At 68.1% G+C, this 13,158-nt stretch carries 14 protein-coding genes and 1 pseudogene; 7 read left to right on the plus strand and 8 right to left on the minus strand.

The genetic code is table 11. From position 1 onward, the window contains the following. Positions 1 to 1,853: WD40 repeat domain-containing serine/threonine protein kinase (locus H505_RS48300; protein ID WP_169528892.1), on the minus strand; the 1,853-nt coding region annotated here is incomplete at its 3' end. A 268-nt stretch (positions 1,854 to 2,121) separates the two neighbouring features. Between H505_RS48300 and H505_RS52860 the strand changes: the two are divergent. Beyond that, positions 2,122 to 2,880: pseudogene (locus tag H505_RS52860) on the plus strand (transposase family protein); the annotation flags it as partial. On the opposite strand, the gene H505_RS45965 reads toward H505_RS52860, so the two are convergent. Together H505_RS45965 and H505_RS52865 are read right to left on the minus strand one after the other, a co-directional pair. After that, the gene (locus H505_RS45965) at positions 2,781 to 3,713 is read right to left on the minus strand and encodes a tyrosine-type recombinase/integrase (RefSeq protein ID WP_051301458.1); all 933 of its coding nucleotides are present in this window, start codon (positions 3,711 to 3,713) and stop codon (positions 2,781 to 2,783) included. The pseudogene H505_RS52860 and the gene H505_RS45965 overlap by 100 nt on opposite strands. Further along, positions 3,629 to 4,087: an Arm DNA-binding domain-containing protein gene (locus tag H505_RS52865; RefSeq protein WP_084551096.1), complete on the minus strand. Its 459-nt coding sequence runs from the start codon at positions 4,085 to 4,087 to the stop codon at positions 3,629 to 3,631. Before H505_RS52865 ends, H505_RS45965 begins: the two co-directional genes overlap by 85 nt. Positions 4,088 to 4,502: 415 nt before the next feature. Here H505_RS52865 and H505_RS50365 point away from each other — a divergent pair, with 415 nt between their 5' ends. Together H505_RS50365 and H505_RS0132960 are read left to right on the plus strand one after the other, a co-directional pair. Next, positions 4,503 to 5,291 carry a hypothetical protein gene (locus H505_RS50365; RefSeq protein ID WP_157433226.1) on the plus strand — a complete coding sequence of 263 codons (789 nt, stop codon included), beginning with the start codon at positions 4,503 to 4,505 and terminating at the stop codon, positions 5,289 to 5,291. Between the two features lie 173 nt (positions 5,292 to 5,464). After that, the gene (locus H505_RS0132960; protein ID WP_026405353.1) at positions 5,465 to 5,740 is read left to right on the plus strand and encodes a hypothetical protein; all 276 of its coding nucleotides are present in this window, start codon (positions 5,465 to 5,467) and stop codon (positions 5,738 to 5,740) included. A 162-nt stretch (positions 5,741 to 5,902) separates the two neighbouring features. On the opposite strand, the gene H505_RS0132965 is transcribed toward H505_RS0132960, so the two are convergent. Beyond that, positions 5,903 to 6,871 carry a zinc-dependent alcohol dehydrogenase family protein gene (locus H505_RS0132965; protein ID WP_245592687.1) on the minus strand — a complete coding sequence of 323 codons (969 nt, stop codon included), beginning with the start codon at positions 6,869 to 6,871 and terminating at the stop codon, positions 5,903 to 5,905. Between the two features lie 101 nt (positions 6,872 to 6,972). On the opposite strand from H505_RS0132965, the gene H505_RS0132970 reads away from it, so the two are divergent. After that, positions 6,973 to 7,356: a winged helix-turn-helix transcriptional regulator gene (locus H505_RS0132970; RefSeq protein ID WP_034521095.1), complete on the plus strand. Its 384-nt coding sequence runs from the start codon at positions 6,973 to 6,975 to the stop codon at positions 7,354 to 7,356. A gap of 126 nt (positions 7,357 to 7,482) precedes the next feature. Here the strand turns inward: H505_RS0132970 and H505_RS0132975 are convergent, their stop codons facing one another. After that, positions 7,483 to 8,454, minus strand: coding sequence for an AraC family transcriptional regulator (locus tag H505_RS0132975; RefSeq protein WP_026405356.1), 972 nt, complete (start codon positions 8,452 to 8,454; stop codon positions 7,483 to 7,485). 102 nt (positions 8,455 to 8,556) lie between these two features. On the opposite strand from H505_RS0132975, the gene H505_RS0132980 reads away from it, so the two are divergent. Both H505_RS0132980 and H505_RS45970 read left to right on the plus strand, forming a co-directional pair. Further along, a complete protein-coding gene (locus H505_RS0132980) occupies positions 8,557 to 9,498 on the plus strand; it encodes an MBL fold metallo-hydrolase (protein ID WP_026405357.1) in 942 nt (313 codons plus the stop codon). 432 nt (positions 9,499 to 9,930) lie between these two features. Continuing rightward, positions 9,931 to 11,394, plus strand: a complete 1,464-nt coding sequence (locus H505_RS45970; RefSeq protein ID WP_245592688.1) for an MFS transporter — start codon at positions 9,931 to 9,933, stop codon at positions 11,392 to 11,394. A 146-nt stretch (positions 11,395 to 11,540) separates the two neighbouring features. Here H505_RS45970 and H505_RS48305 read toward each other — a convergent pair whose 3' ends face one another. The 3 genes from H505_RS48305 to H505_RS50375 all read right to left on the minus strand — a co-directional run bounded on the left by H505_RS48305 (position 11,541) and on the right by H505_RS50375 (position 12,811). Further along, the gene (locus tag H505_RS48305; protein WP_084551099.1) at positions 11,541 to 12,185 is read right to left on the minus strand and encodes an MFS transporter; all 645 of its coding nucleotides are present in this window, start codon (positions 12,183 to 12,185) and stop codon (positions 11,541 to 11,543) included. A gap of 24 nt (positions 12,186 to 12,209) precedes the next feature. Further along, positions 12,210 to 12,383 carry a hypothetical protein gene (locus H505_RS50370; RefSeq protein ID WP_157433227.1) on the minus strand — a complete coding sequence of 58 codons (174 nt, stop codon included), beginning with the start codon at positions 12,381 to 12,383 and terminating at the stop codon, positions 12,210 to 12,212. Between the two features lie 194 nt (positions 12,384 to 12,577). Continuing rightward, complete coding sequence (locus tag H505_RS50375; protein WP_157433228.1) at positions 12,578 to 12,811, minus strand: hypothetical protein; 234 nt, start codon at positions 12,809 to 12,811, stop codon at positions 12,578 to 12,580. Between the two features lie 173 nt (positions 12,812 to 12,984). Between H505_RS50375 and H505_RS52870 the strand changes: the two genes are divergently transcribed. Beyond that, positions 12,985 to 13,158, plus strand: a 174-nt coding sequence (locus tag H505_RS52870) for a transposase (protein ID WP_034521099.1), incomplete at its 3' end; no start/stop codon positions are given.

Genomic DNA, 13,158 nt, shown 5'->3' on the forward strand with positions numbered 1-13,158 from the left:
GTCTCGTCGTCGCTGCCGGTGGCCAGGGTGCTGCCATCGGGACTAAACGCCAACGACCACACGAGGTCGGTGTGGCCGGTGAGGAGGCCGCGTTCTGGCTTGCCCAGGACGTCCAGAAGGCGGGCTCGGTTCTCGGGGGTTTTCCGGAAGTTCCGGGACGCTACGGCGAGGAGCCCGGCAACCGCTGGGTCGGTGGCCTGTTTGCTTTGCGCGAGGAACTGGCCGGAGATGGCAGCATCGCGCTGGCGGTTGGCGACGCGTTGTGCGTTGACGGCCCATCCGGTGGCGGTCAGGGACAGCACGGCCGTGACGGCCAGGACCAGAGCGGCGATGCGGACGCGGCGGGTGCGGGTGGTCTGGGCACGGTTGCTGGCGTCCAGCAGGGCGCGTTCGCTCCGGTTAGGAAACGGCGGATGCCCGCTGGCGGCCCAATGCATGGCCTGGTCCAGGGGGGCACCGGCCAGCACGTCACCCCGGCGCCGACCGTGGGCGTCCCAGGTATCGACGGCCTGGCGGACACGGTGATGCTCGGCCAACTCCCGGCGGTGCTGATCAAGCCAGTCACGCAGCCGCGGCCACGCCCTCGGCAGCGCCGGACGGGTCAGAACGATCCGCTCACCCGGCTCCGGGACCGGCTGCTGCCCGGCGGGATCGGGATCCTGGCCACCGGTGACGGCCAGCAGCGGCGCGAAAGCCCGGACCACCCGCCGCAACCCCTCCGCCTCGGCAGGGCTGCGGCGGTCGAACAGCTCCCCCGCCGGTACCGGGCGGATGGACCAGTCGCCCGCCTCCCCGGGCACCACGCAGCGCAGGAACACCTCGGGGACCAGGTGCTGGTCTTCGAGCGACAGGGCGGTGTAGACGGACTCGGCGAGCTTGCCCAGTGCGGGGTCGCCCGGCTCCCATCCGCTGTGCGGGGCCGCCTGCGCGGACCCCAGATTCATCAGGTCCTCCAGACCGGCGTCCTGGTTCGGGTCGCCGGTCAGCGCCGTCAGGACCGCCCGCGCCGGGGGCCGCTGCAGCGGGTCCTTGTCCAGGGCCGCGGCCACCAGGTCCCGCAGCGGCCCGGGCAGTGCCGACAGGTCCGGATGGTGGTTGCGGACCTGCTCGGCGATCACCGGCAGGCTCCTCCCGGTGAAGGCGTGCTCGCCGGTGGCTGCGAACACCATGCTCGCGCCCCAGGCGAACACGTCGGCCTCGGCCCCGGCCCGCTGCCCGCCGTACACCTCCGGCGGCATGTACCGCAGCGTCCCCACCAGCCGGTCGTCCCCGGTGGCCGAATGGGTGTCCACCGTCCGCGCGATCCCGAAATCGATCAGCCGGGGACCATCGGGCCCCAGCATCACATTGCCCGGTTTCAGATCGCGGTGCACCACCTTGGCCTGGTGGATGGCCGTCAGCGCGGTGGCGATCCCCACCCCCAGCCGGTGCAGCTCGTCCCCGCCGAACCGGCGCGCCGGGCGCTGCGGCCCCCCATCGACCGCGGCCTGCAGGCTCACCCCCTCGATGTACTCACTGACCAGGTACGGCCGCGGCGGCTCCAGCCGCACCTGCACGATCCGCGCGGTGCAGAACGAGGCGACCCGCTGCGCCGTCCGCGCCTCGGCCGCCATCGCCTCCAGCTCCCGCGGCGAATCGGCCGCCCCGTGCAGGACCTTCACCGCCACCCGCGCCCCGTCGGACCCGTAAGCCTCGTACACCACCCCCTGCCCGCCGGCCCCCAACCGCCCCGCCAGCCAGAACTCCCCGATCCGCTCCGGATCCCCCGGCTCCAGTCGATCCACCAACCCCAACAACCACCTTTCCTGTTCGACCGGTACCACCGGCCGCGAATCACCACGGTCGATCTCCAACAGTTGTGACACCCCCCGAACGGACGAAGTTCTCCTCATGCCCCTCCGACATCCAAACGGTTGGAAATAAACGGGGCTGGGGGCATCACTACTACCAGGGGCGGAAATGACCCAAGAAGGTAGATGATCAGTGAACCCATTTCATCCTCTGGTGGTGGGCTGCTGGTCACAGCATGATCGCGAGTTCCGGGTTCGGCATGAGACGTGGAGAGACCCCGGTAGACGGGTTGATCACCACAATCACGCCGCCTGAACCAGAGGTCTCTGCGTGTTGTCCTACCGTGCTGGCCCTAGATTTGTCGCGTTCAACGCTGAACTACCTCGCCGGGCTGATCCGCCGTCGACGTAAGGCCGTCTGGTCGAGGTGGCGGCTGCTCCGCCCCGGCCGCCAGGCCCTGCTCGTCCTGGCGTATCTGCGCAAGGACGAAACGTTCGCCGAGATCAGCGCGGGGTTCGGGGTGTCGGCGGCCACCGCCTGGCGGTAGGTGGAAGAGACCGTCATGCTGCTGTCGGCGCGCTCGCCCAAACTCGTGCACGCGTTGCGGAAGGCCCGTAAGGACGGCCTGACCCATATGGTGCTGGACGGAACACTCGTCCACACCGACCGGGTGAGGGCGGACCGCCCGTACTTCTCCGGCAAGCACCGGGTCCACGGGATGAACGTGCAGGTGATCGCCGGTCCGGACGGGACGATCCTGTGCACGTCGGGGACGCTGCCGGGCAAGGTCCACGACCTGACCGCCGCCCGGCCGTGGGGCATCCTGCGCGAACTGGAGAAGGCAGGGATTCTTACCCTGGCCGACAAGGCGTACCAGGGAGCCGAGACGCCGGCGTTGATCACGCCCTACAAGGGCAGGACAAACCTGAGTCGCAGAAGCGGGCGAACCGGGCCCACGCCAAGCTCCGCGGACCGGGTGAATGCCCAGCTCAAATCAGCGTCGTCGACGCCCGGGTCGGGGTCGTGTCGGTCTTGCGGCGTTTTCTGCGGCCGGTGTCTCGCCGGCGCACCCGGTTGGTGCCGGGTATCAGCCGGCCCGCCTTCATCACGTGCTTGGCGGTCTTCTCCGCCGCACGATGAGCGACCTCGGGCAGCACTGAGGTGTAGGTGTCTGCGGTCAGCACGATGCTGGAGTGTCCCAGCATGTCCTGAACCACCTTCAACTCCACCCCGGCCGCCAGCGCCAGCGTCGCCGCGCCGTGACGCAGGTCGTGCAACCGGATCGGCGGCAGCCCGCACTCGGCCACCAGCCCTTGGAACAGTCGGGTCAGCCGCACCGGGGCCAGCGGGGCGCCGTTGGTCGTGGTGAGCACATGGCCGCTGTCGTGATAGTCCACTCCGGCCTGCCGCTGCTCGTCTTGTTGCCGTTCACGGTGAGCGCGGAGAGCCGCGACGGTGGTGCGGTCCAGCGCGATGACGCGGGCGCTGGTGGCGGTCTTGGGCGGGCACGCGGTCAGATAGCCCTGGTGATGCTGGATCTGCTGGGAGATCACCGCGACCCGCTGGTCCAGGTCCACATCGCACCCCCGCAGCCCGGCAGCCTCTCCGCGCCATAGCCCCTGCAAGGCGATCAGGTGGAACGCCGCATACAACCGGTGCTCCCGGATCGCGTACAGGAACTCGGCCGTCTGCGCCGCGGTCCACACCACCGCCCGTGGACGCCGCGCCACCGGCAACTCCACCCGAGACGCCGGGTTGTCGCCGATGAGTCCCTGCCGGATCGCGGCGTTCAACGCCGTTGGCAGCGTCGCCCGGATCCGGTTCAGTGTCGCCGTCGTCAACGGCGCACCTCGCGCCTCGTGCCGGCGGACGATGCCCGCGAAGATCGCCTGCAGGTGGGCGAGCGACAGCTCGGCCAGCACGATCTGCCCCAGGTACGGGCCTGGTACCGACGGGCATGGCAGGCGTGATTTTTGATCGTGGACGCCGCCCCTGTGCGGGTGGCCAGCCACCGGGTCAGCCAGTCGCCCACCATGAGCAAACCGCCCCCCGTCCCGCGCGGACTGCCGAACTGCTCCAGCGCCTCCTCAGCGGCCTTACGCGTGGCGAAGCCACCACGGCGGGTCCGGCGCCGCCGCCCATCCGCACCGACCGGCAACTCCAGCCGGACATACCAGCTCCCATGCCGGCGCCCGGCCTGCAGCTTCGGACACCGCGCGCCCAGCGCCTTCCTCGACTCCGGATCCACGCATCCACATCGTCGGTACACCCGACCAGAACCCTTGGTGAACACCATGCCGCCATCTACGCAGTCAACGAACGAAGACGACCGCCGAACCCAGGAGACACAAGCCTGAAGGCAAGTGATATTTCACTCGAGCTAATCTGTAGGCTCCACCGGGTCCCATGGCCGGTGTTGTGGGGTGTAGGTCGAGCGCCACCGCTTCTTGATCGTTTAAAGCTTCGGCCGCGCCGATTCATCGGTGCCGTAATTTCGGTTGTCCTTGGATGACTAATAGGACGTCCGTAACTGAGGCAAGTCGAGGGCGACTATCCTTCTAGATGCCGAGCTCCCAACAACGAGGGCAACAATGGTCAACCGATCGCCATACGGACGCAGCCCAACATCGCGCAGCCATCCACCAGCCACAGCACCCTCGAAGCTGAGGCGATGGCTGAAACGCCCAGCCGTCTGGCTCGGAGGCATCGGCGTGACGATCGCCACCGGTGTCGCCATCCCCCTTTTGTCCTCTAGTGGGCAAAAAGTACTGGACGCTCATGAACCGGGAGGTCCGCCGGTTAAGGTTGATTCCGTTGCCCTGCAGAGCAATGTCGACCTCAAGGGCGATTCCTTCGCTTTTCCGCAGCCGGTCACGGCAACACCAGATCAACTAAGGGACATCAGCCCATTCGACCTCGGAAGCTGGGCACGGCCGCGTGGTGGCGTGGACGTCGGCATGGTCATGGCCCAAATCGTCCTGACAGGAAATCGCAAGACCCCGATCCGCATCCTAGATATGAGGGCGGCCAGCAAGTGCAGCGCCCCCCTCACGGGCACACTGTTTTACTCGCCCACAGCAGGGGTCGATGACACGATCCGTGTAGCCTTCAACCTAGATCAACCGAATCCGCAGGCACGAGTGTGGTCTGGTTGGGAAAAAGGGTTCGGTGATCTTTACTTCGACTCGAAGACGGTATCACTGAAGCACAAGGAGCAGCAGACTTTCCAGGTCCTGGGCATCACTGAGCAGAAGTCATGTGAATTTCGCATACAACTTTCGGTACTGACCGGCGGGAAGACGGTGACTAAACTAGTCGGAAACGGTTCGAAGCCATTCAAGGTAACCGCGCTAATGGAGCAAGCCAAGGCGGCAACTGGAGACTTCTCCGACTACCATCAGCTGTATGTTGGAGGTGTAGAGAACCTTGAGGGGCGGGGCGCGTTCACCAAGGTCGACCCGGCAACATACAAAACAGGTAGCAGTCAACCGGCGAACTGACCGCCATAAATGTTCCCAACATGATATTCGTGAAGGCGGACCGAAGGCCTGCCGATACATAACTTTGTCCTGAGCAACCTGCACGTGCCGAGAATCGATCCGTGCGGGTCGAGTTGGCTGGACACCTACCGGGCCGAACGTCATCTGGTCGCCGAGGACGCGCTGCGCGGGCAGTGCGCGGGCTGCTCACCGAGCCGGCGGATTTCGACGAGGTCAGCCGCTACCTGATCGAGAAGATCACCGCGATCGGCGTCCGCTATGACTTCGGCGCGGGCCCCGACCTGCTCGGCCGCCGCCTGCGCGACCTCGGCCTGGAACAGGGCCGCCTCTACAATCTGCTGCACCGCGGCCGCGGCCTGCTTGTGGACCGCACCGAACGGTCGGCCGACGCCTGGTCGGACCGGGTCGTCTACCTCGCAGATCCCACTGCGGTGCTGGACGCCTCCTGATCGAACGTCCGCATTCGGCCTCAGGGGGTCCGGTGACCTCCTCCAGAAGTGAGCGAGTGTCATCTGCCGTGGAGACCCCGCCATGTCACCTCTTATCCTGTGAAAGCCCGCAGCTGGTGCCGGTCTGCGGCCATGAGCCATAGGTGGCTTTCCGGCCTGTTCCTAGACCGTGACGACGATTTTCTTTCCGGCGTGGAGCCCCTTCTCGAGGTGGCGGTGTGCCTCGACGATGTCGTCGAGGAGGAACGTCTTGTCGATGGCGGGCCGCAGCGCACCGAGGCGTACACCAGCGTTGAGGAAGGCCGCCATGCGCTTCACCACGACCGCGTCGAGGGTGTGTTCGAAGCTCTGGTAGCCGAAGACCGTGAGCGGCGTGCCCGTCGGGAAGGACGTGGGCCGAGGGTCAAGGAAGCCTGCGGCAACTAGTGCTCCACCGGGGCGGGCCGCCTTGAGAAGATCCTGCTGGCCGGGGCCCATGACCAGGTCGAGGACGATGTCGGCGCCTGTCCCGCCGGTGTGGTGGTGGACGGCTTCGACGACGTCCACCTGGTCGGTGGCGATGACCGCGGCCGCGCCGGCGGCGAGCAGGCCGTCCGTCTTCGCGGTGTGCCGAGTGACGGCGAGGGGCACGGCGCCGATCTGATTTGCGATCTGCATCGCCGCCCGGCCGACGCCGCCGGACGCGGCGGTGATGAGGACGTGGTCGCCGGGCCGCATCCTCGCCTTCTCGACGAGCGCGCCGTAGGCGGTAGAGAACGCGACCCAGACCGCCGCCGCTTCCGTGATCGCGAGCCCGGCCGGCCGGGCGGCGACCCGGCCCGCGGGGACGGTGGTGTATTCGGCATAGCTGCCCTTGACGCTCGCGTCCGGAACGGCCGTGAGGATGACCGGATCGCCGATCTGCAATCCGGTGACGTCGCGACCCACCGCGTCGACGACACCGGTTCCTTCGACACCGAGGCGGGCGTGCGGCAAGGGGACGGGCGCGGGCGCGGCGCCGGAACGCATCATGAGGTCAAGCGGGTTGACGGCGAACGCCTCGATCCTGACCCGTACCTCGCCGACCGCGGGCTCGACGATCGGCTCCTCGACGACGTGCATGACCTCCGGCCCGCCGAACTCGTCGAACACGACGACTCGTGGCATGGTGACTCCTCCGCATCCGGTGCTGGTTCAGTACTCACCGAAGACGTTACGGAGGCGTGGGTTACCTCCTGGTACCTTCGTTCACCATGCAGAACGCGACCGGGCCCGTCTTCCTCGCCGACTGCCCCACTCGCCTGGCGGTCGAGATCATCTCCGACAAATGGGCCGCGCTTGTGCTTTTCGGGCTCAGCCAACGGCCACGCAGGCACGGTGAGCTCGTCGACCTCATCGGTGAAATTTCGCGCAAGGTCCTCACTCAGACGCTGCGCAGGCTCCAGCAGTACGGTCTGGTCGAACGCCGGGCAGAAGCACCGCGGCGGGTCGAGTACAGCCTCACCGACCTCGGTCGGACCCTCGTCGAGCCCATCGAGGTCCTGACGAACTGGGCGAGGGACCACGGCGGGGCCGTCGTCGACTTTCAGGAGGCCGCGGAGGCCGCTGCTTCCGCTCAAGCTCGCGCGGCACACTGATCTCGGCGGCCGACGGCCTTGCCGAACGGGAGCACCGACCGTCGATCTGCGCGGCGGCTCGTCGGTGCCCGCCAGAGCATGGCCAAAGACCGTTCCAGTCCCTCACGCCCCGGGGCGCCGCCTGGTTCAGGCTCCGTTGTCAGCTTGTTCGGACGTTGTTGGCGGGTGTGCGGCGGAAGCGACTCTCCCCGCGGCCTGCTTTCGGTATCGCCCCGGTGTCGTGCCGAACTCCCTCTCGAAGGCGTGGGAGAGCGCGTACGGGCTGCCGTAGCCGACCCGGCCGGCGATGGCGGCCAGGGTCTCCTTGGTGTCGCGGAGCAGGGTGGCGGCGAGGATCACGCGCCACCAAGCGAGGTAGGCCATCGGAGGGCGGCCGACCAGGGCGGTGAATCGGCGCGCCAGGGTGGGACGGGAGACGCCCGCCTCCGCGGCCAGGCGGTCGTTGCTCCACGGCGCGGACGGATGCGAGTGCAGCGCCCGCAGGGCGGCGGCCGTCACCGGGTCCCCCAGTGCGCCGGGCCAGGTTCCGCAGGTGCTCTCGGCCATCCAGGAGCGGATCATGTAGACGAGGAGGAGGTCGAGCAGGTTAGGGAGCGCCACGCAGGAGCCGGGCCGCACCTCGTCCAGCTCGCCGGCGAGCAGGTCGATCGCGGCACGGAGTTCGAGGTGGCCGCCTACGCGGCTGGGCAGATGGACGACCTCGGGCAGCTCCGCCATCAGCGGATGCATGCGGCTGCAGTCGAGCCAGTACTTGCCGCACAGCAGCTCCGTCCCGTCGCGGCCGAGGTCTGCCTGCGACCCGACCTCCGCAAGCCATTGCTCGAACGGCTCCGCCTTCCGCGTCGCGACCGCCGCATCGGCGGGAGAGTCGGCGATCACGTGGCCCGTGCCGTGAGGCAGCAGGACCGCGTCGCCCACGCCGAGGGACACCGAGGTCCCGCCGTCGGTCAGGAGCCAGCAGCCTCCCTTCAGGAGGACGTAGAAGCCCGCGCCGTCGTAGGGATCGAGCCGCGCGCACCAGCTCCCGCTCGTCCGCACCCGGTGGAACCACGGGTGCCCGAGGTGAACGGCAGAGATCGCGTCACTGACCACATCCATCCGGCCAGAATATCTTCACGCATGAAGCATGAGACGGACGCGTATTTTATTGAGATGAACGAGCATTGAGAAGCTCGCTTTATCCTTCTTACGGTTGAGCGCATGACGCGCGAGAACGAGAGTGTGCAGCGCATGCTGCTTGGGGACGTCGAGGTCATCCGGGTCGTCGAGTGGCACGAACCGTTCCTGCCGACCTCCGACATGTTCCCCGGAGCCGACGCCGACGTGTGGAAGGACAACGAGGGCTGGCTGGCACCGGACCACTGGGAGCCGGACGGCGACAGAGTGGTGTCCGCCCTGCAGAGCTGGGTGCTGCGCAGCGGCGGGCGGACCGTCCTGGTCGACACCGGAGCGGGCAACGGGCGCGAACGACCGGGCATGGGACCGTTCCACCGGTCTCGGAGCGATCTCCCCGGCCTGCTGGCGAAGGCCGGGGTCCGGCCGCAGGACGTAGACGTCGTGGTCAACACCCACCTCCACGTCGATCACGTCGGCTGGAACACCGTCGACGCCGGCGGGCAGTGGGTGCCGACGTTCCCCAACGCCCGCTACCTCATCCCGGCCGCCGACGACTTCCATTACGGTCCGGACAACGCGTACGGCAACGGCGCGCAGCAGGTCGACCGTCTGATCTACGAGGACAGCATCGCGCCCGTCCACCAGGCCGGACAGGCCGTACTGTGGGACGGCCTCCACCGCATTGACGAGCACCTCACCCTGGAGTCCGCGCCCGGCCACACCCCCGGCTCGTCGGTACTGCGACTCGCGTCCGGCAACGACCGGGCGGTCTTCGTCGGAGACCTGCTGCACAGCCCGGTGCAGATCCTGCACCCCTGCTGCAACAGCAACGCCTGCCTGGCCCCGGAACAAGCGGCGAACAGCCGCCGGCGGATTCTCGGGCGGGCGGCCGATGAACGGGAACTGCTCGTCCCTGCGCACTTCGGCGGTGCGGGCGCCCTGGAGATCCGGCGGAACGGCGCCGGGTTCACCCTCGGCCCATGGGCCGCGAGCGAACCGGCGAGGGGCTCCTGCGGCTCCTCGTGAGCCCTGACGCCACCCCCTCAGCAGGCACCCTTCTTTCGAATGTGGCCCGGCCGCCGAGTAACGGAACGTGATCGGCTACCCGCCCCGAATCCGAACCCGACCACACGTCCTGACCACGCGACGCCGCCGGACACACGCCTGACCAGCACGGATTTCTTCACCTGGCCCGGAGCCCGGTCAGGCGAGCGCCTCTGGGCATCGGGCCACATTCGGGAGAACACCTTCCAGCAGCTGCGCACCCGAGGCAGTCAACGCCGCGGCGGACGGCGCGGCCGCTGCCATCCGGGCTCAGCCGACGGAGGGCGAAAAGCCACCTGCGGTGGAATCCGGCATCCCAACGACATCACATACTTCTCGGCCTGGAGCCGTCCCCTCATGCCGCACACGTCGACCGCCCGCCCTCCAATCGGATCGAGCGGAGCTTTCGTTCTGGTGCTCACCTTCATGGGCAGCGTGGTCTCGGTGATGCAGACCCTGCTCATCCCGGTGCTCGAAGACCTGCCGCAGCTACTGGACACCGAGCCGGACAACGCGGCCTGGGTCATCACCTCGACCCTGCTCGCCGGCGCCGTCACCACGCCGATCATGGGCCGCCTCGGCGACCTCCACGGCAAGCGCCGCATGCTGATCTGCAGCCTCGCGGTGATGGTCGTCGGCACGCTCATCAGCGCCCTCACCAGCGATCTGCTGATGATGATCGCAGGCCGGACCCTCCAGGGCTTCGCGATGAGCACGATTCCCCTCGGCATCAGCCTGATGCGCGACGCGCTCCCCCGCGAGAAGCTCGGTTTGGCGATGGCCCTGATGAGTTCCTCCATGGGCATCGGCAGCAGCCTCGCTCTGCCCGCTGCGGCCCTGGTGGCCCAGCACGCCGACTGGCATGCCCTCTTCTACGGCTCCGCCGGCCTCGGCACCCTGTGCATCGCTCTCATCCTCCTCATCGTCCCGGAGTCCCCAACCCGTGCCCAGGGCACCTTCGACCTTCTCGGCGCGGTCGGGCTGTCGACCGGCCTCGTCCTCTTCCTGCTGCCGGTCAGCAAGGGCAGCGACTGGGGCTGGGCCTCCGGTACCACCCTTGGATTGCTCGCCGCAGCGGCGGTCGTCCTCATTCTGTGGGGTGTGATCGAGCTGGGCAGCCAGGCTCCGCTGGTAAACCTCCGTACCACGGCCCGCCCCGCCGTGCTTCTCACCAACCTCGCCTCGATCACGGTCGGCGCCTCCTTTCTCGTTGTCTCATTGGTCCTTCCCCAGCTGCTTCAGCTGCCGAAGGTCACCGGCCACGGCCTCGGCCAGTCAATGGTGGTCGCGGGCCTGTGCATGGCACCGCTCGGCCTGACCATGACCCTCTCGGTCCCCGTATACGCCCGGCTGTCCACCAAGCACGGCCCCAAGACCACCCTGATCCTCGGCATGGCGATCATCGCGACGGGTTACTGCGCCGGCCTCGGCCTGCTGAGCGCACCCTGGCAAAGCCTCATCATCACAGCGACCCTAGGCGGGGGCATCGGTCTCGCCTACTCATCCCTCCCCGCCCTGATCGTCGGTGCGACCCCGGCTTCGCAGACGGCTTCGGCCAACGGCCTCAACACGCTGATGCGTTCGATCGGCTCCTCGGTCTCCAGCGCCGTCATCGGCATGGTCCTCGCCGACACCGCGCACTCGGTGAACGGCCTCACCGTCCCGACCATGCACGGCTTCCGCGTCTCCTTCGTGATCGCTGCGGGCGCGACGGTGCTCGGCCTGCTCACAGCCCTCTTTCTGCCCCGGACCCGCTCGCACAGCCAGCCACGGCACCGCGCTGGCAACGAGGAATACGCCAAACCAGAGCCGGCCGAGAATCCCCCTCCGGGGTGGCCGACTCGAACACCATGCTCTTCTGGCCCAAGACCCCTCTGAGGCTTCGATCGTGAACGAGCCGGTAATGGTTAAGGCGCCACTGGAGGGGTGTGGGGCGTTCCCCTATGCCTGGGCCCCAGGGGCTCGGAACCTGCGCAACACCCGTTCATGTTCGCTCGTTGTTTGCTCGTATGTCGCGGAACGCATTAACGGTAGGCGGCACTGAGCGGCATTGCAGGCCGTCGACAGCTGCACATACTGGGAGAGAGTGGCATGCTTCGACAGTTTGAATAATGGGTCGATAGCACTTTCCTCGGACTTCTAATCCGACGGTCGCGGGTTCGAATTCTGCCGGGCGCGCAACCCCTGACCAGGGATCTTACCACTGCCAAGATCCCAAAATCGCGCCCGGCATGCCCGTGTTCGTTCCCGTGTTGGCTCCATGTTCGCTCGCGTGTCAACGACCGGTCGTCGGGCACCCCGCCCGAAGGCAGATCGTCGCGGATGGGCAGTGGCGTCCGCGGCTGCTGGCGTGGCTGGGCGGCCTCGGCGGCGCCCACACCAGGGTCCCGGAAGAACAGCGCGGCCAGGAGGCCGAACAGCAGTTGCATCCCGCCCGCCACGAAGAAGCCGTAGCGCCAGCCGTTCTCGTTGCGGGAGAGCTGCCCGATCAGCAGGCCGAAGACGGCGACGAACAGAGAGACGATCCCGTAGAGCGCGCCGACGGCCCGCCCCCGGGCACGGTCGTCGAACAGGTCGGCCACCATGCCGTTGACCAGTGGGACCGCGCCGCTGACCCCGGCCGCGGTGATGACGAACAAGATCACCAGTTGGACCTGGTCCTGTGCCAGCCCGGTGGCCGCCGTCCACGGTCCCTACACGCCCGAGCAGAGCACCAAGGTCCGCTTGCGGCCGATGTGGTCGGCGACCAGCGCCCACAGCGGGCCGAAGATCACGCCGGTCGGCTTGCTCAGCCCGATCAGCATGCCGAGCATCGACAGCGGCAGGGCCAGCGCGGCACGCATCGTGGGGAACAGCACGGAGGCCACGCTGGTCTCGCCATTGTCGGTGCTGATCAGGCCGCTCAGCAGCAGGAGTTGCCGCCATCCGCGGCGCCGCGCGACAGGCTCTGCGGGGGTGCCGCGCCGGTTGGGGGCAGGGCCCCGGTGGACATGTCGCGCCTCCTCGGCTGCGGGGGTGGGAAGTCGAAGGTCCGAGAGGGTGGGCGGGCCTGCGGAACGGGTCAGTGCCGCCGGGCGGGTTCGTCGGCCATGCGTTCGAACGCTTTGCCCCACCGCTCGATGAAGTGGGCCGTGGGGCGGGGCTCGGGGGGATGCCAGGACACCGGAGCGCTGAGGCCGGCGAGCCGTTCCTCCAGGTCTTCGGCGAGGTGGGCGCGGTCGGTGCGCCGCAGGCGGGCCGCGTATTCGGCCGGGTCGCTGTAGTAAACGGGGCCGGTCTGCAGGGTGGTGAGCATCGGGTCGGGCAGACTGCCGGGGCGACCGGCGTGTTCGTGCCACCATTCGGCCAGGTGTGACCGCATCCGCGCGGTCAGGTCCGGTTCGTCTTCGAGCAGGTTCCGGGTGAGGTGCCACGGATCTTCCGGACAGGGCCCCAACTAGAGTTGGGGAGAACCGGAAGGGAAGGTCGTTGGCACGACAGAGGCGGCATTTCACCCAGGAGCACAAGGACGAGATCGTCCGGATGGTCCTGGACGGCCCGCGCCCCATCGCCCATGTGGCCCGTGAGGTCGGCATCCACGACACCACCCTGGGCAACTGGGTCAAGGACTACCGCAGACGCCACGGCGACGACGCGTCCACC

The organism is Actinomadura rifamycini DSM 43936 (assembly GCF_000425065.1).
Taxonomy (GTDB): Bacteria; Actinomycetota; Actinomycetes; order Streptosporangiales; family Streptosporangiaceae; genus Spirillospora; species Spirillospora rifamycini.